The 25,050-nt window shown below is 30.6% G+C and carries 17 protein-coding genes; 12 read left to right on the top strand and 5 right to left on the bottom strand.

What is annotated here, in order from left to right:
* The first annotated feature begins 366 nt into the window (after positions 1-366).
* Positions 367-996: a DsbA family oxidoreductase gene (locus ACZ0AH_RS11180; protein ID WP_463475885.1), complete on the top strand. Its 630-nt coding sequence runs from the start codon at positions 367-369 to the stop codon at positions 994-996.
* A 263-nt stretch (positions 997-1,259) separates the two neighbouring features.
* Here the strand turns inward: ACZ0AH_RS11180 and ACZ0AH_RS11175 are convergent, their stop codons facing one another.
* Complete coding sequence (locus ACZ0AH_RS11175) at positions 1,260-3,032, bottom strand: MutS-related protein (RefSeq protein ID WP_463475884.1); 1,773 nt, start codon at positions 3,030-3,032, stop codon at positions 1,260-1,262.
* Positions 3,033-3,101: 69 nt separating this feature from the next.
* Positions 3,102-3,935: a universal stress protein gene (locus tag ACZ0AH_RS11170; protein ID WP_463475883.1), complete on the bottom strand. Its 834-nt coding sequence runs from the start codon at positions 3,933-3,935 to the stop codon at positions 3,102-3,104.
* Between the two features lie 183 nt (positions 3,936-4,118).
* Between ACZ0AH_RS11170 and mnmE the strand changes: the two genes are divergently transcribed.
* The 6 genes from mnmE to ACZ0AH_RS11140 all read left to right on the top strand — a co-directional run bounded on the left by mnmE (position 4,119) and on the right by ACZ0AH_RS11140 (position 12,532).
* A complete protein-coding gene (mnmE, locus tag ACZ0AH_RS11165) occupies positions 4,119-5,519 on the top strand; it encodes a tRNA uridine-5-carboxymethylaminomethyl(34) synthesis GTPase MnmE (protein WP_463475882.1) in 1,401 nt (466 codons plus the stop codon).
* Between the two features lie 532 nt (positions 5,520-6,051).
* Positions 6,052-6,618 (top strand): helix-turn-helix domain-containing protein, encoded by a 567-nt coding sequence (locus ACZ0AH_RS11160; protein ID WP_463475881.1) that lies wholly within the window; start codon positions 6,052-6,054, stop codon positions 6,616-6,618.
* Between the two features lie 150 nt (positions 6,619-6,768).
* Complete coding sequence (locus ACZ0AH_RS11155) at positions 6,769-8,565, top strand: hypothetical protein (protein ID WP_463475880.1); 1,797 nt, start codon at positions 6,769-6,771, stop codon at positions 8,563-8,565.
* The gene (locus ACZ0AH_RS11150; RefSeq protein WP_463475879.1) at positions 8,549-9,712 is read left to right on the top strand and encodes a hypothetical protein; all 1,164 of its coding nucleotides are present in this window, start codon (positions 8,549-8,551) and stop codon (positions 9,710-9,712) included. Before ACZ0AH_RS11155 ends, ACZ0AH_RS11150 begins: the two co-directional genes overlap by 17 nt.
* Before the next feature lie 72 nt (positions 9,713-9,784).
* Positions 9,785-11,689: a restriction endonuclease gene (locus ACZ0AH_RS11145; protein ID WP_463475878.1), complete on the top strand. Its 1,905-nt coding sequence runs from the start codon at positions 9,785-9,787 to the stop codon at positions 11,687-11,689.
* An 87-nt stretch (positions 11,690-11,776) separates the two neighbouring features.
* The gene (locus tag ACZ0AH_RS11140) at positions 11,777-12,532 is read left to right on the top strand and encodes a hypothetical protein (RefSeq protein ID WP_463475877.1); all 756 of its coding nucleotides are present in this window, start codon (positions 11,777-11,779) and stop codon (positions 12,530-12,532) included.
* Between the two features lie 22 nt (positions 12,533-12,554).
* Here ACZ0AH_RS11140 and ACZ0AH_RS11135 read toward each other — a convergent pair whose 3' ends face one another.
* From ACZ0AH_RS11135 to ACZ0AH_RS11125, 3 genes are all read right to left on the bottom strand, one after another.
* Positions 12,555-14,825, bottom strand: coding sequence for an nSTAND3 domain-containing NTPase (locus ACZ0AH_RS11135; RefSeq protein WP_463475876.1), 2,271 nt, complete (start codon positions 14,823-14,825; stop codon positions 12,555-12,557).
* A 95-nt stretch (positions 14,826-14,920) separates the two neighbouring features.
* Positions 14,921-17,989, bottom strand: coding sequence for a hypothetical protein (locus ACZ0AH_RS11130; protein ID WP_463475875.1), 3,069 nt, complete (start codon positions 17,987-17,989; stop codon positions 14,921-14,923).
* A gap of 6 nt (positions 17,990-17,995) precedes the next feature.
* Entirely contained in the window at positions 17,996-19,732 is a 1,737-nt protein-coding gene (locus ACZ0AH_RS11125) for a hypothetical protein (RefSeq protein WP_463475874.1), read from the bottom strand.
* A gap of 337 nt (positions 19,733-20,069) precedes the next feature.
* Between ACZ0AH_RS11125 and ACZ0AH_RS11120 the strand changes: the two genes are divergently transcribed.
* The 5 genes from ACZ0AH_RS11120 to ACZ0AH_RS11100 all read left to right on the top strand — a co-directional run bounded on the left by ACZ0AH_RS11120 (position 20,070) and on the right by ACZ0AH_RS11100 (position 24,799).
* On the top strand, positions 20,070-20,375 hold the full coding sequence (locus tag ACZ0AH_RS11120) for a helix-turn-helix domain-containing protein (RefSeq protein ID WP_463475873.1): 306 nt from the start codon (positions 20,070-20,072) through the stop codon (positions 20,373-20,375).
* A gap of 149 nt (positions 20,376-20,524) precedes the next feature.
* Positions 20,525-22,324: a DUF4365 domain-containing protein gene (locus tag ACZ0AH_RS11115; protein WP_463475872.1), complete on the top strand. Its 1,800-nt coding sequence runs from the start codon at positions 20,525-20,527 to the stop codon at positions 22,322-22,324.
* Positions 22,325-22,682: 358 nt separating this feature from the next.
* Complete coding sequence (locus tag ACZ0AH_RS11110; RefSeq protein WP_463475871.1) at positions 22,683-23,042, top strand: hypothetical protein; 360 nt, start codon at positions 22,683-22,685, stop codon at positions 23,040-23,042.
* Positions 23,043-23,528: 486 nt separating this feature from the next.
* Positions 23,529-24,323 (top strand): polysaccharide lyase, encoded by a 795-nt coding sequence (locus tag ACZ0AH_RS11105; RefSeq protein ID WP_463475870.1) that lies wholly within the window; start codon positions 23,529-23,531, stop codon positions 24,321-24,323.
* Between the two features lie 281 nt (positions 24,324-24,604).
* Positions 24,605-24,799 (top strand): hypothetical protein, encoded by a 195-nt coding sequence (locus ACZ0AH_RS11100; RefSeq protein ID WP_463475869.1) that lies wholly within the window; start codon positions 24,605-24,607, stop codon positions 24,797-24,799.
* The last annotated feature ends 251 nt before the right edge of the window (positions 24,800-25,050 follow it).

Genomic DNA, 25,050 nt, shown 5'->3' with positions numbered 1-25,050 from the left:
GTTTGGAATTAAAGACATATCATTGTAAAAAAAAATATCGCTATTAACCAACCATTTTTTATACCTAGAAACCGCAATTCTCACAAAGAATTGCGGTTTTTTATTTTGGGTGTTTTTTTGTTTCAAGTTTCAGGTTTCAGGTTGAAATGCGATTATGGTTTGTGTAGATTTTTACCGCAAAGGCGCAAAAGTTTTTAGTAAAGTTCGCAAAGCTTAAAAACACAAAGCTTTGTGAACTTTGCGTTTGTAAACACAATCTAAATACAAAAATCTTTGCTCCTTTGCGGTAAAAAAACACAATACAGGCAAGCCTGAAACTTGAAACAAACAAAAACCTGAAACATTTTTTTCCTTAACTTTGTACTTATGAAAATAGAAATTTGGTCGGACATTATGTGTCCGTTTTGTTATATCGGAAAAAGACAACTGGAAACAGCTTTAGCTGAATTTCCAAATGGAGAATTTGAAATCGAGTGGAAAAGTTTTCAGCTTGATCCAACTATTACGCCACAATCCGGAAAAGACGTTTATACGTTTTTAGCCGAACGAAAAGGTATTTCAGTTGAACAATCTATTGAAATGCATAAAGGTGTTGTAGAACGCGCAAAAAGCGTTGGTTTGGATTATCATTTTGATAAAGCTATTATCTCGAATTCGCTAACAGCACATCGTATTATACAATTGGCTAAAGCAAAAAAAGTAGGCGATGAAATGGAAGAAATCTTCTTTAAAGCTTATTTTACGGAAGGTAGAGATTTAAATGATGGCCCAACTTTAATAGAATTGGCTGTAAAAGCTGGTTTAGATCAAAATCAGGTTTTGGAAGTTCTAAAAGATGAAAACTTATTTTTAAACGACGTTCAGCACGATATTACCGAAGCGCAGGAAATTGGCGTACAAGGAGTTCCATTTTTTGTTTTCGACAGGAAATATGCGGTTTCCGGAGCGCAGCCTGTTGAAGCATTTGTAAATACGATTAAAGAAGTGCAGAAGTAATAATTTTAGATTTGAATAAGAAGAAAGATGTTAGAAGCAAGATGTTAGATTTTTACTTTGTGGTTACTTTTCTAAATTTATTGCTCTTAGAAATGACAAACCGTATGGAAAATCTTTGCGCTCTTCGACTTCGCTCAGAGTGACAATCTGAGTCAAAATCTTGAATCTTTTATCTTGAATCTTGCTTCTTGAATCTAAAATCTATACTCTAAAATCTATACTCTTAAATCTATACTCTTAAATCTATACTCTAAAATCTAAAATCATATCACTCCCATTTTCTGCATTAAAAAAGTAGCACTTTTATTTTTACAGATACCTGAACGGAGTTTATAATCAAAATGGAGTTCGTTATTTTGAATTTCTACTTCAAAACATTGATTGGTTAAAGTTTCAGGATATTCGTTTGTTGTCAGGCAAACTTCGATATCGTGAGTTGCAATTGCTCCAATTGCTTTTTTAGCGATTATTTTTTTGACTACTTCAATAGTTCCGTTTCGTTTATCGTCAGAATTTGTTCCTCTTAAAATTTCGTCTAATAATACAAAAGCAGGTCTTTCTTCAAGAGCATCCATAATTTGTTTTAAACGTTTGATTTCGGCGAAGAAATACGATTCACTGTCTGCTAAAGAATCCGATAATCGCATTGAAACCAAAACTGGAAGTGGATGAATGTTAGCTTTTGAAGCACAGACAACAGAACCAATTCCGCCAAGAACCATATTAATTCCTAAACTTCTTAAAAAAGTACTTTTTCCGGACATATTCGAGCCCGTTAAAATCATGAAAGATTCGGGATAAAAATGAGTATCATTCCCTACTCTGGTTGCGGGATTCAATAATGGATGACTTAAATTTGAAAATCCAATTTTATATTCTGAATTGATTTCAGGAAAAGCAAAATCAGGATTATTATACGATAAGTTTGCTAAGCTATTTAAGGCTTCAAATTCGCCTATGATTTCAATCCATTTTTCGAGTTCATCAGAATAATTCTCTTTCCACTTTAAAAGTGCTTTTAAAACGTGCAGATTAAACAAGAATGTTCCGTTAAATACAATTGCGGTTACAAAATTGCTGATGGTGTCCATTCTTGAAAACAATTCGGATAATTGTTTTAAATGCGCGCTTGCTGTTGCATTCTTAAAAATTAACTGCTGCTGTAAATCGATTAATTTCTTAGATTGAAAAGTTTCTTTTTCGATTTTCTCAACCAATAAACTATATTGTTTGATGATTTTATCAATATTATCGGCTTTGGCAATTTCGGATTGAATTCGTTTTAAAGACCTTCCCAAAACAATCATATTCGTGATAAAAATATAAGTCAGATAAGATAATAAAACCATTTTCCCGGTAATAAAATAGGCTATTAAAAACCCAAAGAATAAAGTTGGGAGAATAATTGAAAGTGCAATTAAAACTTTAGGTAATGTATTATTTTTAAATGAATTCCAATACAGTAACGAATCATAGGAACTTTTAGAATCATTACTTATCGCTGCTAATGCCAGGAAATCCTGTCGCCAGTCTATTTTAGTTTTTAATTCATTAATTGCTTCCTGATTTTGTAAAATTGTTTGGTTTGGAAGTAGATTTAATAATTGATTCGCCAAAGTCTTTTTTCCGATAAAAGTGGCTGTTCTGTTTAAATTCTGAAATAAGGAATGTTCTCCAAAAATATCTAAATCGTACGCATACGGATGATGAAAATCATTGAATTCAATTCCGTTTTCAAAAGGCAGTTTTTCTCTTTTTAAATACGAGATTTCATTTTCATTGAGTTGCAAAAGTGCCGTTGTAATTTGTTTTTGAAAAGATAAACGAGAATGGATTCGCATTAAAAAAATAAAACCAACAAAAGATAAAAAAGCAAAAACTACGTACAGAATTTCATTGGTTTTGATGTAATAAAACAACAAAAATAAACAAAGAAAAACCGTTAAAAGACGTAAAATACTAATGCTGTTATATCTTTTATTGATTTTATAAAAAACTCCGGTATAGTGCTCAACTTTATTTTGATATGCTTCCATTTTTTAAATTTAATGAAATACAAATATAGGTTTTACACTTCCAAAATTACTATTCTAAATCGCGAGATTTTAAGTTTCATGCATAACCAAAACCGGTACAGAAACTTCTTTGGTTATTTTTTGACTAAAGCTGGATTCGAAAATACTTTCAAAAAATGATTTTTTATGGGTTATAGTAGTCAGAATATCAATTTCTTTATAAAGTATAAAATCAAGAATGGTTTCTTTAACCTCATCACTTGGCAATACTAGAAACTCTACATTATCATTGGCAAATTCATTTTCCCATTCTTTGATGGTTGCATCAGAAACATCTGAACCTGAAGCCTTAACATACAAACTTTTTACTTTTGCATTGGTTTTTTTTGCAATATTCAATACTTTTCTAAGTTCATTTTTATCTTTTTCACGGTAACGCGTTGTGAATCCGATGGTTTTTATTTTTTTAAATTTGGCGGATACCGGAATACATAAAACAGGAACTTTTACTTCTGAGATTACTGAATTGGTGTTTGATCCCAAAAAGAATTTTGTCCAGTCAGAAGTGCCTGTTGTTCCCATAATCACAAAATCGATATGATCTTCTTCTACGGCATTTTTTAAATTATAAATTAAATCACCATCCATTAAACGGTGTTTTATGTCAATATCTTCTAAATTACGTTCCATTGCAATGGTTCTTAGTTTTGGAATTTCATCTTTAAACATATCAAATTTTGCGAATTCAATCGAACTATAAATTGAGGCGTAATTTTCCGGAAAAAACTGACTATCATAAACTGGAAGCTCAAAAGTATGCAGCAAAATAAGTTCGGCATTGACAATCTTTGCAAATTCTAAAGCATGAACAAAGGCATTTGTGGCGGCTTCAGAAAAATCAGTGGGAAATAATATTTTTTTCATTTTGTGTCAGATTATAAAGTTATTCTCTCAAATTTAATCATTCTAAAAACAAAACTACCTGATAATTATCAGTAATTTAACATTTAATAATTTCTTAATAAAGAACTATCAAACATCAAAAAAACTCATTTTCAACTTGACTTCTGCTTCATAACTTTATGCGTTTTTTTATACCTTTGCAGCATGATACATCAAGATTCTATAGTTGCATTGGCGACTCCATCCGGAGCCGGAGCTATTGCTATAATTCGAATTTCGGGTTCTGAAGCGATTGCTATCGGAAATTCGGTTTTTAAATCCATCAAAAACAAAGACTTAACCAAACAAAAAACGCATACGCTGCATTTGGGTCATATTGTCGATGATACAAAAACGCTTGATGAAGTTTTGGTTTCTGTTTTTAAAGGACCAAATTCTTATACAGGCGAAAATACAATCGAAATTTCGTGTCACGGATCAACTTATATTCAGCAGCAGATTATTCAGTTATTATTGAGAAAAGGCTGCAGAATGGCAGATGCCGGTGAATTTACTTTAAGAGCTTTCTTAAACGGAAAACTTGATTTATCTCAGGCAGAGGCTGTTGCCGATTTGATTTCATCTGATAATGAAGCTTCGCACCAAATTGCGATGCAGCAAATGCGTGGCGGATTTAGTAATGAAATTGCCAAATTACGTGAAGAACTTTTGAATTTTGCTTCTTTAATTGAATTGGAATTGGATTTTGCCGAAGAAGATGTAGAATTTGCCGACAGAACTCAGTTTTATGAATTATTAAACCGAATTGAGTTTGTTTTAAAACGTTTAATTGACTCTTTTGCTGTTGGAAACGTGATCAAGAACGGAATTCCGGTTGCGATTGTCGGTGAGCCAAATGTGGGAAAATCTACTCTTTTAAATGCTTTATTAAATGAAGAACGCGCCATTGTATCTGACATTGCCGGAACTACAAGAGATACTATTGAAGATGAATTGGTAATTGGCGGAATTGGTTTTAGATTTATTGATACTGCCGGAATACGCGAAACTAAAGATGTTGTAGAAAGCATCGGAATTAAAAAAACTTTCGAAAAAATAGAACAGGCGCAAGTGGTTATCTTCTTGTTTGACGGTTTTAGGTTTCAGGTTTCAGGTTCTGACTATATTGTAGAAATTGAAAAAGTTAAAAATAAATATCCGCTTAAACCTATATTGGTAGTTGTAAATAAAGTTGATTTATTAAGTCAAAATGAAATTGAAAACATCAATCAAAAACTTGAAACTTTAAACCTAAAACTCTTAAAAGTTTCTGCTAAAGAAAAAATTGGTGTTGACGAATTAAAGAATGAATTACTTTCTTTTGTAAATACCGGAGCTCTTCGTAATAATGAAACTATCGTAACAAACACAAGACATTATGATTCATTACTTAAAGCTTTGGACGAAATTACAAAAGTAAAATTTGGTCTTGAAACTAATCTTTCAAGTGACCTGATTGCGCTTGACATTCGCGAAGCTTTATACCAATTTGGATTGATTACGGGCCAGGTTTCTAATGATGAATTGTTGGGGAATATTTTTGCTAATTTCTGTATCGGCAAATAATTAACATAATTTTAACATATTTACTTAATTTTATGTTAAATTTAAAGCTAAAAATTCTACTTTTTTACTTAAAAACCCACTTTTTGTACCGGAATTGTACCTCAGAACACAAAAATTGAATTTTGTGCTTTCTTGGGGCAAATAACGACACTTAAATCCTCTTAAATCTACTTAAAATCATCAAATTTATAGGTAAACTGACCATTTTACTTTGTTTTGTTTTGTTTTATTTGGTTCAAAATAGTACCGCGCTTTATTTAAAACCTATGAGTTGTTGTAAATACTGGTTTGCTAATTTCTTTCACAGAAATTAGCAATTTTTTAAACTACTTAAATAAACCAAGAAACATAATTATTGGAATTGAAAGCCTTATATTTACTGGAGTAATTAAATATTTAGTCGGGATAATTAAAAAGTATACTTGTAATAATTTCTCTCTCAATCAAAACGTGTTACTTAAGCATTCTTAACTTCATTCCGTTCTTAGTTAACTACTGTACAACAATATAATTCCAACTAATAAAATTGGAAATGAGCTCGAATATTTCAGTATATAGAATATGTGAATTTTGTGGTTCTGAGTTCCTTGCAAAGAAAACCACAACAAAATATTGTTCCTTAAAATGTGCAAGCAAAGATTATAAGCGAAGGTTAAGAAATCAGAAAATTGAAAACTCAAACCTCCAAACGATCAAAATAAAAAATCAGCCGCTTATTGACCTTAAAAACAAAGAATTTTTAACTGTAAAACAACTTGCTTTGCTTTTAGGTTTTTCAGTTAAAACTGTCTATCGTTTGATCAATACCAAAAGAATAAATGCCCATAACTTTTCAGAAAGGAAAACCTTAATCAGACGATGTGATATCAATGTTTTATTTGAAAAGCCACAAATTGGCTTTGAAATAGTTTTACGACCAACAGAACAAAGAAAACAGGCTGAAATTAAAGACTGTTACACTATCACTGAAATACAAAAGAAATTTAATATTTCAAGTGGGGCTTTATACAATATTATAAAACGCAATAATATAAGTAAATTTTCGCTGGGAAAGTTTACTTATGTTGCTAAAAAGGATATTGAGGCATTTATGAAGTAATAACGTAAACGTAAATTAATCATATTTAATCAACTAAAGTGAATGTTCTTTAAATGCCAAATTGTTATTTTAGTAAGAACTACTTAATACTAAAGGAAGCTGGCAAGCAATAATAATTTTAGTACATTTAACACTTATCATAAGAGTTAAATGACAAAGGCAGAATTAATCCAACAAATAAGGTTCGGTATAGAACAATTAAAAGCAACTAATAGTACATTAGCATTTGAGCATATTTGTAGATTTTTTGCAAGGGCAAGAATTGCCCATAATGTTATCCCTGCAACAGGTCCAGTTCAATCGTATGGCGATCAAGGTAGAGATTTTGAAACTTTTCATTCATATCTTTCAGGCAGCAAAATTAACGAAACATGTTCTATTGGATATGCACCTAATCCAATTGCCTTTCCCTGCTCACTTGAAAAAAATCCATTGCGTAAAAACGGAAAAATAGATGCTGATATAATAACTATTATGGGGTCCGGAACTTTAGTAGAACGGATTTATTTTTTTAGTGGAGAAGATATAAGCGTCGGGAGTCGACACAAAAAGCAAGAAGAAATAAAAACAAAATATGGAGTTGAATTAGAGATAATAGATGCGCAGGCAATTTCTGAACATCTTTCAGATCCTGATTTATTTTGGATCGCGACCCAATACCTTAATATTCCTAACGATTTTTTCCCGAGAAAAACCGAAGAAAATTGGTATCAGCTTTCATTGCTTGAATATAAGAATAGGGATGTCAAAAATACTTTTGAAGAATTTAACGAGATAAAATCAGCAATAAGGCATATATATAAAGATGAAATACTTAAAGTAGATCTGCCTTTTTGGTTGTCTAAACTTGAGACATTTTTAAGTAACGTCGTCGTACCTCGTGATCTTAAAAGAAAGGCTATATATGAAAAATTTATAGCCAAACTAATGGGGCAAAATGATATAGGAGGATTAGAAGATATTATCAGGGATTATTTTAGTGATATCCCTGAATATAATAGTCCGGCTGCACTTGATGATGCTCAAATATTGTGGACGTTTGTGAAAAATTCAAAATTGGTGATTGGGTCATTATTGTCTGACGATGAAATTAAGTCTTTTAAAGAAAAGCTTATACTAGCAATAGAGCTTGAGCTTAAAGGTAATATTAGCGGGAGTAAGAGATGTTCTTATATGGAAATTCAAGCTAATATCTTGCTCAATAATGACGGTGATCTACAAAATAAGTCCCCCTTTAATATAACTGGATATGTTACTAAATTAGAAGAAATACTTCCAAAGCTGAATAATGCTCCTTTTTACCCTTTGGAAAGATTAGCAAAAAGAACTTTGGATTATCTTGAAATTCTCCTCGAATTTGGAGGAGAAACTCAAAAAATTGAAGAATTTATAAAAAAATTAGATTTCCATCTTGCGAAAAGAAAAAGTGAGCTTTCAATAGGAGAAAGTATTAGAGATAGAGCATTAATTTACATGAAAGCTAATAAGGTCATCATGGCCATTAGTCTATTACACCAATTAAAAATCAAATGGTTTACAAATGAGACAACTCGTGGTGTTATATTGACAGCTATGTTGCTTGCAGATTGTTATTCACAACTGGAAATGGAATATGCTAGTAAATACTATAGTCTTATTTCAGCTGATATGGCAATAGCTTATGGAGATAATAGCGATGTAATGGACTTATTTCCAAGAGCAATGAATAGAGCAGCCGATTCAGCCTACATTTCAGGATCGTGGCTTCACTATTTGGATTTTATGCACTTATCATTGAGCTCTTATCATATGATTGAAAAAGATTTTAATATTTATGAAGATACTTCAAAATCGACTGCAGTATATTATCCAGCGTTGATAAAATATTTTTCACAAAAATTTGGATTATCGGTTTCTAATTTAATAGAAACAAAACTAGGAAATTGGGATTATGTTAAAGATGATTGATGAGGCTTACGAAATGATTAAAGCTCAAAAAGATCTTTTTCCTAACGAGAAAGTTGAGCAAAGCTTAAGTGAAGAACTGTTAGGATTACCATTTAATGATATTGGTCAAATTAGAACTATAAAATTCAATATTTATGGTTCAGATTGGAACATCAAATTTGAAAATACATACGCAATAAATGCAGTTGCTGAACAATTTGTTTCTATGCTACAAGTGTTTTTAGTAGAATTGTCAGATTCAGAACTTTTTTTGACAAAAGCTATAGTGACAATTAATCTGTCGATTGCGAAAGATTCATCACCAGTTTATAAACAGCAACCTTCAAACAAAGAAAACATTTGGAATATCCAAATGCCAAGTTATAGTGGTAGTGATATTAAAGTAATAGATAGATATCAAATCAACTATGTAGCAATTATCGCAAGTATACTTCGAGGAATTAGCCTACTTCCGGATATTGAAATGAAGCCATTGCTTGCTAAAAAATTATCTGATGGACTACTTACATCTGTTACTTTTGGGCAAACATATCAGAAATTATACAATAATTACATAAGTGAAGATGATTTCATAAAATTTCCGAGGAATAAATACAATAATGAATCTTTACTAACGAACTTTAAGCTTAAATTCAATGATTTTCTTCCATGGAATCGTTCACTTTCACCAACATATTCTAAAGAAAAAAGCTTGGAAATCATACAGAGAAGAGTAAATTACATAGAACCATTTTCTATGACATTGGAAATAATGAAAAAAAATCCTGGTTTTATGCAAATTATTTATGATTTACGTACTGATTGGTTGGATTGGCAAATTTACTTAGCATTTGGAAACCTCATTATCCGATATAAACTTGAACAGCTAGGCATTATTGAAACAAATATGGATGCTTCCGAGGACTACAGAAATACTTTTTTTAACTACTCTTCTAAACCAGAAAAAGACTGGTATATTGAAATTCCTACTGAAGCTTTTAGTAAAGACAAAATGGAACGATATCTTGAAGATATTAATACCGCTACGGTACTACCTTCTTATGGTTTGGAATTTCATTCATTTACACCAGATACTACTGCTATGAAAGAACTACTTGTTCAACGTTTCAATTTTATGGAAGACGGAAAAGATATCATTGTTTTTTAATAAATTCAACCCATCCTAAACTTTTAGAAAATACTAAAATGGTTGGATAAATCATCATAAATATAATTCAATATGGCTACATCAATAGTTGGAGGGACAACTCAGCAACATTATTATAAAATAAATTCAGATCTTGATTTAATTACAATTTCCCCAACAAAAGAGGCAATATACCAATACCTTTCTCAGGTGAAATTTTCAGACTTCCCAGAATTTGTAATTGATATATTAACAAAAGTTGAAGGGCATACAGTAATCGATATGACTGATGGTCCTGGTGATGAAAAACAAGATATTTTAACAATTAATCCATTAGGTAAAAGATGTTTGACTCAATGTAAGCATAAAGAGAGAATAGACGGTAAATATAGTGGTGATGAACTTGACAGAATTGTTTCAGCCTGTTTAAGGAAAAATTGCATACAAGCTATTTTCGTAACCAATGGAGATCTTAGTCCACAAGCTAAAAATTATGTAACTGACAAAGAATACCTTCGTGGGTGGCCTAATCCGGATGACTTATTAGATGTTGATTATTGGAATGGTTATAAAATTTGGGAAAAAATCAAAAATAACCAAGATATTTTAAATAAATGGTTTAGCGGAATGGGTCAAGCACATGGTTTAAGAAATTTCAAATTTAACATCTCTCTTATACAAATGCCTTTTAAAAATGACGCTAAAGGTGAGGGACTTGATTTAATAATTGAATCTTTGATAAAAAGAAATCTTATAACTGTAACAGCAAAAGAAAATGAGTATTTAGCAAACTTATCAAATGGAATTAATCTAAAAATTAAGAAATGGTTTCAATTTGCTTCAGATTGGCATTTAAAATTAAATATCCCGATAAAAAATGAAGAGTTTTGGAACCATCCTTTATTTTCGCTTTCAGTTGAGGTAGAAGTTCCAGGAAATATTACTCAATATATCCCAACAGAAGTTAAAGAAAATATTGTTAAGCATTTTTTTAACGAAATGCCAAGCCTTAATAGTGATGAAGAGTGGTGGCATATTACTATTAGCCAAGGAAAAGCGTTTATATTTTTACATGACATAAGTGAACCGAGACAGATTGAACTTGATTCAGTAAGAACTTTTATAAATTCAAATTCAAAACTTTTGCCCGAATTAATATATTGTGGTTTAGAGGGCTCTAATTTTAAGATAAAAGCAAATGATTATTCTGAAAAATCAATTTGGATTGATGAAAATGGAATTGAGATAATTCATCTGTTCGAACAGTCATTAAATCCTGCTGAAACTTATCAATATCAGCAAATACAGCTAAATCAATTAGACGTTATGCGACAATATGAATTTAGAGCTGTTAAGAATATTACTAATTCAGAAATGATGCGAATTAGAAAAATACTCGATCATGACTGGGTTGCGCTTACTCATAATGATAAAAATTTATTATGGGGATTTCCATCAGATACCGATATTTCAAAAATCCAATTTATAGAGAAAAAGCTTGAAGTGCTAGGTCTAAAAGTTTTAATGGTAAATGAGGAAACTAAAGAAGAAATTTTAAGTAATATTCAAACAGATATACCTCCGATAACACTTATAACGACAACTGAAATTGATGATTTATCCGTACCGGTAAACATTTTAAGAAGAGGTTTTTGGTTGAATAAAGACCTAAAATTAAATAAAGAACTGGATCATGAAGGAGCTATTAAACTACTTGAATATAAATTTACTTTTGAAAATAAATTTGGATTTGATAATATGAATGGCGAAACACAAATAAAATCTCATACGAGTGAATTACCTAATCTACTTTTTGATTTATTTACAATTCGATGCAATGTAATGCTTGATATTTCTATTGTTAATAATCCAATATCAATTAATTTACGCTATTTTGAAAATTCAACAAAGTCAAGTGTTGACATAGCAACGGAAAAAACTATTTGCTTTACAGAAACTTATGATGAAATAAAAGACCTTCTTAAAAACTATTTGTAAATAGAAATGATAGAAAATGAGATTCAATAATTAATTGATGTTTTTTTGAATTTGATTTTCTAGTTTAAGCATTTAAATAATAATATTATGATTTGTAAACTTTGTCATGAAGATAAGATTTTGCTTAAAAACTCGCACATCATACCAAACTTTCTATATAAGGGGCTTTTTGATGAAAAGCACAAGATTGTAAGCATAAATCTAAATGACTTTAGCGATGCCACTTTCCATCAAACTGGATATAAAGACAAAGATATTTTATGTGCCAAGTGTGATAACGAAGTAATCGGAAAACTTGAACAATATGCCAGTAATGCAATATACGGAAATCACAGTAGTGTGGAAATGGAAACCTTTGTTGGAGACCCTTTGCACGTACCCTATATTCGTTTCAAAAATTTAGATTACTCAAAAATAAAATTATTTTTTTTATCCATTCTTTGGAAGTCACATATTTCTAAACATCCTTTTTTTCGAGAGATTAATCTAGGATCAAAATATTCTGAGCGATTACGAAAAATGATTTTAATGAATGATCCAGGTCCAGAAGATTCATTTGAAGTTATTTTAGTAAAGGCTGAAACTAATGGAACTAGACCTACTAAATCAATTATTGAACCAAGAAGACTTAAAGATAATGGAAATACCACTTATATATTTCATATTAATGAAATTATGTATCATTATAATATCTCGAATCATAATAAAATGTCCATGTTTGATAAAGGTATTATTAAGCGTGATGGTATATTAGATATTGCAATCGTAAAGGATGATTTTGGAAGTGAGTATTTTGATAGTTTTATTGGAAAGAAACTTTATATTAAACCAAAGGATTTCTAAAATCAGATTAATTCCGTTTTATCTACTTATCAATATCATCAAAAATACTTCTCTCTTTTACTTCTTTGTTTTGTTCATTATTGCTTGTACTCAAACTTTTTCGCTTCGGCATCGCTCTCTCTTCTTTAGTATTTTCCTCAACCCAAATGTCAATTTCCGAAATTTCATTTTCAATTAATTTTACAATATCATCTACCTGTTCAAATTCAGTTTCAATAATTTGCAGATTTTCCTTCAAGGACATCATATGATATTCTGGATCTTCATCTTCTCTAAATTTCGATTTCCAACTTTCCTTTAACCTTGGAATTAATGGAATTAACTCAGTTTTTATTTTGTCTTTAAGATCGACAAGTTCAGCTTCGGTAAAAAAATCTTGTATTTCTTCTAATTCTAATACTTTTAAATTTTCACCATTCAAGGCAAATTTTGAAATTTTAGCGATAATATCTAAGCGATAATTTTCAGGTAAAAGATTTGCCCCAAATAAGACATGTGCCAAATCAAGTTCTGCTGATCTGTACGATAGTAAATTTGGATCAGAAATTTTGTCAAAAATTGACGGATTCTCATTTATATATAATTTTAAAAAATTTAATGAACATCTTCTACTTAGGAAATCAAGTAAATTTCTTTCAGCAACCCAAGTTGAAATGTATTCTGTTTTATATTTATTGGACAAATTATAATCCTTTAATCGTTCAAGAATGAGCGAAAATAAAGATTTTGGAATAATAACTGCTTTATTTAATTTAACATCACCGCAAGTAATCTGTTCAAGTAATTTATCCACTTCACTGCCTTGAATGTAAATTGTAAGTAACTCAGAAGTAGTCACAACAAATTTTGCGAAAGCATCACCAATTGTAGGGTGCCTGAATTTCCATATTAATTCATCATCTACACTGGCTTTTTGAACCATATTGCCATTCATTGCTTCCAAAGCCAAAAAGCATCCATTAACTGAACTACCTAATTTACTAATCGATTCATGCTCTATATTTTCTAGATTCAATGGCGACTTTAATTTATCATTATTCATATAAATTAGTCCTAAAGCCGCTTGGCTATCAGCATCCAATCCTTTTATAACATCAACTAAAAAACTTTCCTGTTTATCTACAAATTCCTTCAAGGAATATTCAGTGATATATAAATTATTTGTAAAGAATGGATCAGCTAGACGTCTTGCTGTTTCCGGGATGAAACTTTCTAAATTCGCGATATATTCCAAATGTGGTTTAATTTTGCTAATGAATGACTTCGGTTGTTTACCTAATTTCAAGTGATTGTAAAGCATTTGTCTTTTTTCATTAATCATAAGATCATGAATGTCAATAACAACCTGACTTTCGTTAAGCAACGGAAATGCTCCTCCTTTTAAATCTTTTCTTGCTGAATTATAAATATAATCCCGTGAAGTCATAACAATTTTCGCACCCTTATTGAGTATGGCTTTTATTTGAGGCATTACATGATTCCAACGATTACTTAATGGAGATTCATACTGTGTAACGCCAAACGCATCATCAATCCAAAAAAACTGTCCTGGTTCATCAGGATTCCAATGCTTTATCACTTGGTCTGCAGTGCTAAGTTTTAAGGTCATTGCTTTCCATTGGTCTAATGCCCCCATAGCGAGTAGTGAAGCAATTGTTGTTTTACCTGCAGCAGGTTCTCCAATCAATAAGACGAATCCATGTTCTTCCAAAGCATTTGCGGCTTTGTTGTAAGCACCAGTAATCACCACTTTTGATAAATCATTCTTTAGTGATTCTAACAGTGCAGCGCCTTGTCGATATACTCGTTCATCTAAAATTTGTGTCAAATCTCCTAAACCATATACTCTCGGTACCATCTTACGCAATCTCGAATTTTCTTTAATTTGCGAGCAAATCCAAGTCGAACCAAAAATAATTACATGTTTTATGCCGACTGATTTAAATAGCTTATGGATTTCCTCGCCAGTTCTACCCGAAATACCAGCATTTGTCATAATTATATAGATATCACAAATACCTTTTTTTACGAGTAATTCTACTTTTGGTAATTCTTCTTTTAGATCTGATATTTTCAGATTCGAATTCTGTTTAGATGTGAACTTACATTGTATCACAAAATTGCCCTCAAAAGATTCAGTTTCTGTTTTCCGCCATTTGCCATAATAGCTTCCATCACGCCCTCCATCATTTGATGGTAAGTATGACATTGCAGTTTGTCCTAAAATTTCTCTTATTATTGAGTTAGATAACTCCTGAAACCCATACCAACCTAACAAATGTAAATCGTACATATAAAATTTTAAATAAGTAAATCACGGATATTCTATTCTACCTAAGAATTAACTTAGCAATGTAATAGTATTTAAGATCATTATGAAACTCAAATTTATAATGGGATTCTATTTCTATTAAATTCCCAAGATTTAAAATCTTCATCTAAAAATTCAAATTTTTTCCTAAACAAAGAAGAAAGTTTAGTATTAGCTGAGGCAAAAAAGATTTGTCTATTTTCCTTTAAAACAAAGTTTCTTAAAAAGTCTAAAAAAGATATAGCATTCAGATCATCAATAAATGCAACTGGATCATCAAACATAACTATTTGAGGTCCATTTTTCAATTTTCTATTAAGACTTAAAAAGATTGAAAGAGCTAATGCGGACCTTTGTCCTGTACTTATTTCACAAATTTTTCTAGCCTTATCATCTAAATCTATTAATAGCAATTCTTTTTTTTCAAATTTCAAATTTTTAAATTCTTGGGGTGAATGTATAGATTTAAAAATATCTACAATTTCATGAATATTTTTTGAGAAGAAATCTTCAATCTCTTTACCGGCATTTTCAGGTGTCAACTTTGCCAGAGTAATTTTAGCTGTTTTTAAACGCTTAAATTTTTGTGAGTTTTCATTAATGAAAGTTTCAGCTTTAATTTTTCTTTCCTTTGCTGCATCAATCTCAAATTGTTGCTTTAATTCACGTTTAAGAGTCTCTAAAGTATGTCCTAACATAGTTGTCATTTTCTCTAAAAAACTTAAAGGGCGATCTTCACTGATTTCAATAATATCTTCTAATTCCTCAAGTAAATTAATCACTGCATTCCATTTTAGTTTTAATTCGTTGGTTCTTTTTTCAAGAACAGGTAATGTAGGGGCAGTGTCTTCTTTAAATGTAAGCTTTTGCAATAATTCATTGAAAGTTGTTTGATGTTTGGATTTTAGCTTTTCAATATCATTTTGAATTTCATTAAAATCAGTTTCAAGTTTCAATTTTAATTCTTGAAATTTAACTTTATTGTTGAAAGCAAATTCTAAATCTGGAAAATATTCCGTAAATAAATATTTGGTCCTTGTAAATTCCGATTCAGATGTTTCAGTTTCTAACATGATTGAAATTGTTTGTTCTAATTCATTTGCTTTTGATTTCAAATTGAATTCTTTTTCACACTCTTGCTTTAAATTAGCAATTATCATTTCTAAAGTTTGCGTTTCAAAAATTGTATCTTCTAAAACGCTTTTACTTAATAATTCAAATGCTATTATATCCGAAATATCTTTTTTTATACGATTTAAATTCTCAGTTAGTCTAATTTTTTTTAAGGTTAAGGAGTCGTCTGCAGTTGCTGAATTATTTTGCTTATTCTCGGGTATTTTCTTCAATCTGTTTACTAATTCCTTAGATTCGAAATGAGTTTGACATAAAGGGCAATTATCTGGATGATTTTCTATGTCTAAAAATTCATGACCTAGAAACTTTATTTCAGTAATTATTTTAGTATACTTATCTAATGTTTCTAAAGCAGTGTTTATTGCTTTATCATTTTCTAATATTTCTTTTTCAATCTCATTTAAAGATTTGTTTTTAATCTCAATGAATTCAGACACTTTAAACTTCAAGTCGTTAGGAGAAAAAGAAATAATAGTATTTAAGTTTTTAATCTTTTCAATATTGTTAAGTTGTAATGTTATATGGTCTAACCTGCTTTTAATTCCTTCAATTTGAAATAAATGTTCATTAAGAAAATATTTATTACTATTTTGTAATACGTCTATTTGTTTCTGAAGGGTCGGTGCAATTTTTGTTTCTAATCTTAAAATTTCACTGTTTATTTTTTCATCTTCAATTTTGTAAAAATTAATCAAAGCTTCTTGTAACTCAATCTTTTCGATATTACTTAATATATAATTCTTTGACAAATTTCTTTCTCCAAATTGTATGAAATTTTCAAGCAAACTTTTAATTTGATTATTTACAGTTTCTATTAATATATAATCACCTTCAACATTTTCAAAAGTTTGCTTTACATGTAAACTCTTAAGATGACTTGTAATATTTTCAATAATTATGGTGACATTTTTGTTAAATGCAGGAGAATCAATAATACTATTAGCTTCTTCGATGATTCGCTTATTTGTCTCTATATCTTTATCTAACCTATTATATTCTGTTTTAATATTTGTATTGAATTTTTCTGCTCTATCAACAATAAAATTGTATTCTGATCCAAGGACTAAATTAAAAAGAGCGTCACGAATTTCGAAATCGTCTGTGCTATTTGCAAAATTATAAGCTGCATCAGAATTAAAATAATTATATCTATTAAATGACTCGTAAAGTGTGTTATCTCTCGAATAGTTATTTGAATACCAATCTAAATCACGTTTCCTAAATAAAGGGCTTTGATTTTTTTTGTATACTTCTTTAACAATATTGTTATTGTAAAATATTTCTATAGAATTATTATCAATTTCCTCTGAAGGGTTGGTTTTAACTCGACCGCAAACCATATATTCTATTGCCTCGAATAATGAAGTTTTACCAGAGCCGTTAATTCCTGTTATTAGATTAACTCTCCCAAAATTAAAGTCTCTTGTCAATGGAAATTTCCGATAATTTTCATGAAGTTGGATACTACTGATACTTTGAATTTTTAATGCATCTTCATGTATAACTGAGATTTTTTCTTTCTTTTTTATTGTATTGTTTTCATAAAAACGATTCAATGATTGAGAGACAGGATTTTCTGAATATACTTCATGGAGATCAGCATTATCTAGGTTTTTTTTCCAGTCAACTACAATATTTTCATTAACAGAATCTTCAGAATCTTCCAATTTAAAATAATCATTAAACTCATTTTCATTAAAAACAAATTTTCTCGCATACTGATCATTTTGTTCTATAAGTTCTCTTTGATTTTTGTCAATCTCATCTTGTAAAAGAATTAAATAATAGTTCCATTGTAGACTTCCAGAATTTTCAAAATAATCCTTCGCCAATATTGATTTTTGGTATTCATCAATGTTATTAGTCTTAATTCCATCACTAAAATCCAAATAGAAAATACCGGCGGGTTTTTTGCTGTCAAATTTTAATTCAGCTCTATAAAGATTCTCATCAATAGACTCAATTTGACTAAAAATGTTATTGGCTGTTGCTAATATATTAACCTTATTCATAAACTTTTATCTTTTAAAAGAAACATCATTATATGTATCACTGTCTGTAAAGCTTGTACCCATGTTAGTAAATTTCGGATGAAATGTATTTCCACGTTTATAATATACTACAACACGATTTCGATCATTGTCATTTAAGTCAAAAAGATTCCTTATTTCCACGAATGTTTTTTCAATTTTTGCCTCATTAGAGGAACCAATATAGACGACAGTTGCATTTTTTAGTTCACCTGCATTTGTTACTATGTTTTGTTTAAAATTATTTTGATGTGAATTTGCTGAAAATCCAACAGCGATTCCTATATTTTTTAAATCTGTAATGCTGTTTGGATAATTTTGTTCATCATTTAAAATTTCCTGTAAAGCATTAATAGCATCAATAAATTTAGTTTTTTCACTAAAATTAATTTGACTTCTTCCAACTGTAAATCTTTTGTTTTTTTCATCACCAATATCCATTATTACAGTTAACAAATTTTCTGCTTTATACCAATTTTGTTTTTTAGATGCATCGACCTCTCCTGTACTAAGGCAAACTATTCTTTCCTTATTTAAAACCGAAGCATTTTCATCTAATAAAAAAGTATTATTGCATTCTATTTCCTTTATAAATTGAATATGTCCATCATCAATAAAATCATTCTCTTCAAGGTTGTTATATTCCTCATTGAAAAAATATGTTTTTATTATTTCTGGACCATCTCTACGAATCTGGGCATCTACAGCAGAGGAAATTTTAACAGGTAAATTTTTAATATAAAAACAATGTGGGGAGCTGCTTAATAGAAAAAAGTGTTTGTCCTGTTTACCAAAAAAATAATACATCCCTTTTTTATGATTTTGGATTATCCTACTTTCATCATCAATATGATTAGTTTTAAGATAGATAGCGCTTCGCGAACAGTTTTCCCTCATCATATTTGCAGTAAATATTTTTGAGTTATTATTCCAGTTAACAGATATGATTTCTTTATCATTTTGTAGTAGTACAAATTGTCTGAAAGCTCTAAAATTAAGATGAGCGGCGTCGGGATTTAATTGTGGATTTAATATTAAGTAGGGTTTGTCTTCCCATTCTATATCTACCATAACAGGACCCTGGATATATTGAGGAAAATTCATTGCTTCAGAGCAAATTACACTCATCAAATATATTGTGGGTTGATTGTTATTGCGTAATATATAGATTTCATCTCCATGAATTATATTATCACGTTCAATAGCACCACCACTGTGAACACCCATATGCATAGTTTTGTATTGAATTAGAAGTTGCAAAATCTCAATACCATTTTTAATCGCTCTAAAAACATAAATAAGCGGATCTATAAAAGAATTGGATGAATGTTCAAAATGATTACTATAAAAAACGTTTACATTTTCGCTATCGAAATCAGTCTTAAACTTAATAAGATCTGCTGGCTGTATTGATTCACAACATATTGCCCATAGCTTTCCAGCACTAGGCCAATTATCTTGATTACTCACAATACCCTTAATCACATTCCAAGGGCACGAATATTCAGGAGTAATAGCTAAATCAACATTCAATTCTTTTGCCTTACTAAAGAATGTATTTAATTTTGAGTCGACATTATCTTGATTACCGATTCTGTTTTGGTCAGCATACAATGTGCCTTCATGTTGATATAATAGTGAAGAATATCTTTGGGTTTGCCTTTTTAGAACATTTAAATCAATATCTATTTGTAATTGCAATGAATCAATAAAACGAAAAGTCATTAAATGGTTGTTTATATTTATAAAATTAAAGATAATAAATTAATAATGTATATTTTAACAAAAGTAGATATGCTGATTTAAACTTGATGTCTTAAAAAAGGCAATAAGTTCTTTGTTTAACTTGTTAATAAAACAGTATTTAAAAGCTTTTCCACTAAGACAAATATTACCTTTTAATTTATTTTTTATTTATGGAAAACCGTATTTTAAGTATATAACAAGTAATTTCAAATATATCGATTAAAAGACATATACAAGTACGTATTTATACCTAATTTATTTAAACAATTGTCATGGCAATACATACTTTTACATAAGATTTAAATAACAAATTATCATGAAACCATTTACTTTTGACCAGATACCAATAATGATGAAAAAGCTTTATGATAAATTAGAGCATTTGGAAAAAATGATTGAACGAATCTCCCCTACCGGAGAAAATCAAGATGAACTACTAAACATTCAAGAAACATCAAAACTTATAAGTCTATCGGTCTCAACAATCTATAGTAAAGTATGTAAGAGGGAAATTCCGTTTAATAAACAAGGTAAGCGCATTTATTTTTACAGACATGAGTTAATGAAATGGATTAAATCCGGTCGAGTAAAAACTTATTCTGAAGTCCAAAATGGTATTTAAAAAAAGTTCAGAAATCTAGTATCAACTTCAGATTGTACGTGTTCTTTTCATTAATACAACTGAATCAAGAAATCCTAGGCGTCAAGTATTTTATAGTTTGCAAAAATATCTTGCATTTTATCTAACTTTACGATATAAATCCAGTTGCGATGATGTATAATAATTTTGAGGATTCAGACCTGCCAAGGGTAAATATCAATGAAAATCTTGAAACAATTTCCGGTAATCTTTTCAGGTCGTTATTTCCAGTTGAAAAATTTGAAATTAGAGCCGAAACAGACAGAGATAAAGGAATTGATTTTCATATCGAGTTAAAAAAAGAATTGGTCTCCGGCGGATGGGGATACACCAATTACAGATTTGCGGTGCAGTTGAAGGCAACCAATACAATCGAGGTGACAGCTGATGGAAGCTATGGCATTCAGATCTTCTCTTCAAATATTAATTATCTTCTTAACAATGGGATGCCGGCTTACTATGTCTTTTATCACCATCCGACGCAATCTTTCTACTACGAAAATGTAAATAATTTTGTTAAAGAATTGGAGAAAAAAAAACCAGAATGGTCTAAAAAAGAAAAACACAAGCTTTATTTCTCCAAAAAACTTGACCATCAGTCAGTTATTGAAATCTATAATGAAACCTATGCCAAGGGTGAAATCCTTAAACGCATCAACCACAACCTTAAATTCTCTGATGCCAAAGAAAGTTCCCATGGACTAGTCATTGATGCTGATAATATGGTCCATAGCGTATCGGAAAACATTGAATTTATTGATCAATTTGGTGCCGATCTTGTAAACAAGCATTATTTTAATACCATCATAGAAATAGAAAAGAGAAGCTGGCCTCGCAACAATGCTACCCCGCGCTTTTATCTTTTCTGCGGAATTGCGTATTTTCAACGAGGAAATCTTTACAAGGCCCTGGAATTGCTTAATGATGCAAAGAAGTATTCAAAAGAATTTGACAGTCAGGGACAGGCTATAATTGCGCACACCATCTTGAGTGCTAGATACCTACTGGATATGATAACCAAGGAGCAGTATGATCTGGAAATGACCAAAATAAATAGTATAGAGGAATCGGGATCATTTTTCCAAATCGAAAGGGCCTTTGAAGAACTATCAGCAAACAGGACCGGACCTGATGTCTCCATCATAAAGTTTTACGACTCTATGACGAGAATTATAGAAAATGAAAAAAGCGCAATAATACGTACCGTAGCCTATAATAAGATTGTCGATGCCGAATCTATTATTCTCTACCATGACTTGGTAATGAATTTTACCTATTTTATTGGCCGTGTAGAAGAACCATTCCAAAGCAGGGCTTATTTGGAATGGCTGGAACTCGAAAAAAAATTTCTGGAACGGCTTGATGCTATTGTCGAATATGCCAGTAAATGTGGTCATCATATAGGCGTAGGAAACCTGACACTGACATCTATAAAATGGAATTACGAAAAAGCATTTCACACCCACTACCTAGCATGCTGGAAGGGAAGAAATTTTGATTTGCTGCAGCCTATAAATGAAGAGATGGTCTACATGCTGAAGAAACAATGCGGATCGCTTGATCAACTGGCACAATTATACGAGACGATGGAATACAGGGAAAACATGATTTCCTGCATGATTCTAAAATTCGAAATCTTGCATTTTTCAAGGCTTTATGAAGATGCCCAGCAAATGAAGGAAAATATACTTGAGGTCTTAAATTCATACGGATTTGAAGGATTGAAAAAGCAATATAATCCCCTATTTCAAAACGGCACCGCACATGAGAGATTCGTTGAAAAATATACCCTGCACATGAACAGGATTCAAGATTTTACAACAGAAAATGGAATTGACTGTTACGGAATACTCAGTGAAGAGCGAATGAACTCTAAAACAGTGTGGTCAATAAAAGACTTTCTTAAACTTGACTTTACTATACCTGCTTAAACAAATCCTACTTCACTTCTTTATTGCATATCGAAAGGCTTTTTATACTTGCAAATTAAAACCTCTTTAAGATTTCACAAAAGCAGACTATTTATACCTAATTTATTTAAGCCATTGTCATGGTAATACATACTTTTATATAAGACTTAACATGACTTAGTTTTTTTTATGTTAGTAATATAATTAACATAAAAAAATCTACTATTTTTGCATGAAACAACTCCCATGAGTTATGTTATCTTAATAAGGATACTTTGTTTTATTTTGTGATATATGGTACAAATTTGTACCTTTTTTGTACCATATAAGCTTGGAAACACCAGTAAATACTGGATGTTAATTTTTGCATCGGAAAATAATGATAATACAAGATTTAATTGGCAATTATTCAATTTCCGGAAGTAATCAGGATGAGAATCAGGAAATAAATTATAAAGGTGTTTTGAGTTTATCGCTGGATAAAAACAACCGAATTATCGCTCACTGGCTTATTAACAATACACAGGAACAAAAAGGATACGGCTTTTTTAAAGATAATATTTTGGTCATCAATTTTAACTATAAAGGAGAAGCCAATAAAACTTTTAAAGGTGTTGCGGTCTATCGATGCATAACGAAAGATGTGTTAGCTGGTTTTTGGTCTGAAAAACATGGAAATCCTCTTTATCTGGGAACTGAAAATTGCTTGAGAATGAAAAGTACGGAACCGCTGAACTAGATGGTATAATCTGTTTTTGAAATTACGCTCTCTAAAATTAGAAAATTCTAAATCTCTATAAATCCTCTATATAAATATTATTTATATAGAGGATTTTTTATTTTTTAAATAATTTATTTTAATTTCTTTAATCCATATTTTGCTTGGTATTTTCTTAATAATCCTACTTTTAAAATTCAAAAAATACACATAAAATATAGACGCTGGATATTTTTGTACCTAAAAACGTACAGTATTACTCCCTATTCAAATTCTTATTAAGCAACTTTACATCATAATTATTAATTGCGTAAAACGTAGCATATTAATTTCAAGACAATTACATAAAAACATAAAAAATCAAACCGTTTTTTATTTATGTAACCATTGCTATTGATTTTGAAGATTGTGAAAAATCTTTTATTTCAGTATTAAATGATGTAATTACTAATCTATTCTTTACCAACTATTGATTTATCATTTTACTAACCCTTAAACCTTTAAAAAATGAAAAAAGTATTAAAATTAGCAAGTTTGCTGTTTATTACAGCATTAGTCTTTAATTCCTGTGAAAAGGAACAAGATTTAAATGTAACACAAAGCACGAGTAAAGATGCGTCACAAGTCGCAAACAAAAACGTGTCGCAAAGTACTAACAAAGATGCAGCCGTTGCTGCTGCCGCTGCAGGTGGCGGTGCCGGAGCCAAAACGATCACATTGCAAACAAATACACTATCATGCCCTGGTGGGTTGTGTACCTCGTATGGCGTTTGGTCAACAGGTATTTACACGGTTTGGTTCCAGATGAAATTTAATTCCGGATTTTATTGGGGCAGAGGCGGTAAATGCGGCTATGGTATCTTAATTGGTGACCAGAATACTGGCGGCGACCCGGGATGGGATGGTAATGGAGGTAGTGCAAGATTTATGTGGTATTGTCCAAATGGATCAGACACTGCAAAAGGCAGCGGAGCTTATCTACAGCCTTATGTGTATTATAAAGATCAGCCGGGACAATTTGGTAATGATTTTGGCAAAAAATACTATATTCAAGAAGGTGTAACCTATAACTGTCAGATATCTGTTAAGTTAAATACTGGCTCAAATACTAACGGGTACGTGAAATATTATGTAAATGGTACCGAGATATTAAATCAGACAATTCGTTGGGTGACTAACGACTCTAAGCGAAATGTTAATGCAGTAAGCCTTCACACCTTCCGTGGCGGTAGTCAGGAATATTGGAAAGCTCCAGTAACAAGCTCTATTTATTATGCTAGTGCAGCCTGGGATGCTCAATAGTTTTTATATGGCTTTAAAATAATTTGGTCAAAATAAATAAGAATCACCACTTCGATGTTATTATTAATATAATGGACGTTGAAGTGGTGATATTTTTATGAAATAGAATTAGGAATGGCCAGGGCAATTTTTTCTTTTCCGATTCCAAATTTAAATATCTAATAACATGAACGTTATTAGATACGCAACATGAGAATTTTGAAACAAATCTGAATTCTGATATAACAAACAACCTTTACGATTGATGTACTTTTACCTCCACAAATTAAAAAGCTCCCATCATGAAAAACGCAGATAATCAAGCTACTGAAAAATTTGAAAAATGTCCGTATCAGGTTTTAGTATACGGAGAAAATAATTGTGATGTAATATACCGAACTTCATATAAAGGAGATTGGGGGCACTGGGATGAACCTGTTGAAAATAATCAACCTGAATCAGAAGATACTTCTGTGTACGGAATTGAAAATTTATAACTTTAATAAAGTTATTTCGGGTTTTCTGAACAGCTTAAAATAAATGATCTCAAATCATCGCTAAATAATTTTCCGGTATTGCCCACTATACAAAGAAAGAGCGAATAAAAACTGTGCACTTGTCTTGCGGCAAGTAATGAAATTACCGTTAATTTTTTTTTTAAATTTTTCCTTCTCTGTACTTTATGACATAAATCACAGATAACAAACAGGCAAATTAGATTCATATAAATCTATTAATGGAAATTCAG

The organism is Flavobacterium sp. AC105 (assembly GCF_979258495.1).
Note: the sequence above shows the minus strand (reverse complement) of the source record. Positions and strands in the feature narration are given on the sequence as shown.

Bases quoted from the DNA above. Each gene is read 5' to 3' on its own strand.
- ACZ0AH_RS11155 (WP_463475880.1), top strand. From the start codon at position 6,769: ATGACAAAGGCAGAATTAATCCAACAAATAAGGTTCGGTATAGAACAA.
- ACZ0AH_RS11175 (WP_463475884.1), bottom strand. From the start codon at position 3,032: ATGGAAGCATATCAAAATAAAGTTGAGCACTATACCGGAGTTTTTTAT.
- ACZ0AH_RS11110 (WP_463475871.1), top strand. From the start codon at position 22,683: ATGATAATACAAGATTTAATTGGCAATTATTCAATTTCCGGAAGTAAT.
- ACZ0AH_RS11100 (WP_463475869.1), top strand. From the start codon at position 24,605: ATGAAAAACGCAGATAATCAAGCTACTGAAAAATTTGAAAAATGTCCG.
- ACZ0AH_RS11150 (WP_463475879.1), top strand. From the start codon at position 8,549: ATGTTAAAGATGATTGATGAGGCTTACGAAATGATTAAAGCTCAAAAA.
- mnmE (WP_463475882.1), top strand. From the start codon at position 4,119: ATGATACATCAAGATTCTATAGTTGCATTGGCGACTCCATCCGGAGCC.
- ACZ0AH_RS11170 (WP_463475883.1), bottom strand. From the start codon at position 3,935: ATGAAAAAAATATTATTTCCCACTGATTTTTCTGAAGCCGCCACAAAT.
- ACZ0AH_RS11145 (WP_463475878.1), top strand. From the start codon at position 9,785: ATGGCTACATCAATAGTTGGAGGGACAACTCAGCAACATTATTATAAA.
- ACZ0AH_RS11180 (WP_463475885.1), top strand. From the start codon at position 367: ATGAAAATAGAAATTTGGTCGGACATTATGTGTCCGTTTTGTTATATC.
- ACZ0AH_RS11135 (WP_463475876.1), bottom strand. From the start codon at position 14,825: ATGTACGATTTACATTTGTTAGGTTGGTATGGGTTTCAGGAGTTATCT.
- ACZ0AH_RS11115 (WP_463475872.1), top strand. From the start codon at position 20,525: ATGATGTATAATAATTTTGAGGATTCAGACCTGCCAAGGGTAAATATC.
- ACZ0AH_RS11130 (WP_463475875.1), bottom strand. From the start codon at position 17,989: ATGAATAAGGTTAATATATTAGCAACAGCCAATAACATTTTTAGTCAA.
- ACZ0AH_RS11125 (WP_463475874.1), bottom strand. From the start codon at position 19,732: ATGACTTTTCGTTTTATTGATTCATTGCAATTACAAATAGATATTGAT.
- ACZ0AH_RS11105 (WP_463475870.1), top strand. From the start codon at position 23,529: ATGAAAAAAGTATTAAAATTAGCAAGTTTGCTGTTTATTACAGCATTA.
- ACZ0AH_RS11160 (WP_463475881.1), top strand. From the start codon at position 6,052: ATGAGCTCGAATATTTCAGTATATAGAATATGTGAATTTTGTGGTTCT.
- ACZ0AH_RS11140 (WP_463475877.1), top strand. From the start codon at position 11,777: ATGATTTGTAAACTTTGTCATGAAGATAAGATTTTGCTTAAAAACTCG.
- ACZ0AH_RS11120 (WP_463475873.1), top strand. From the start codon at position 20,070: ATGAAACCATTTACTTTTGACCAGATACCAATAATGATGAAAAAGCTT.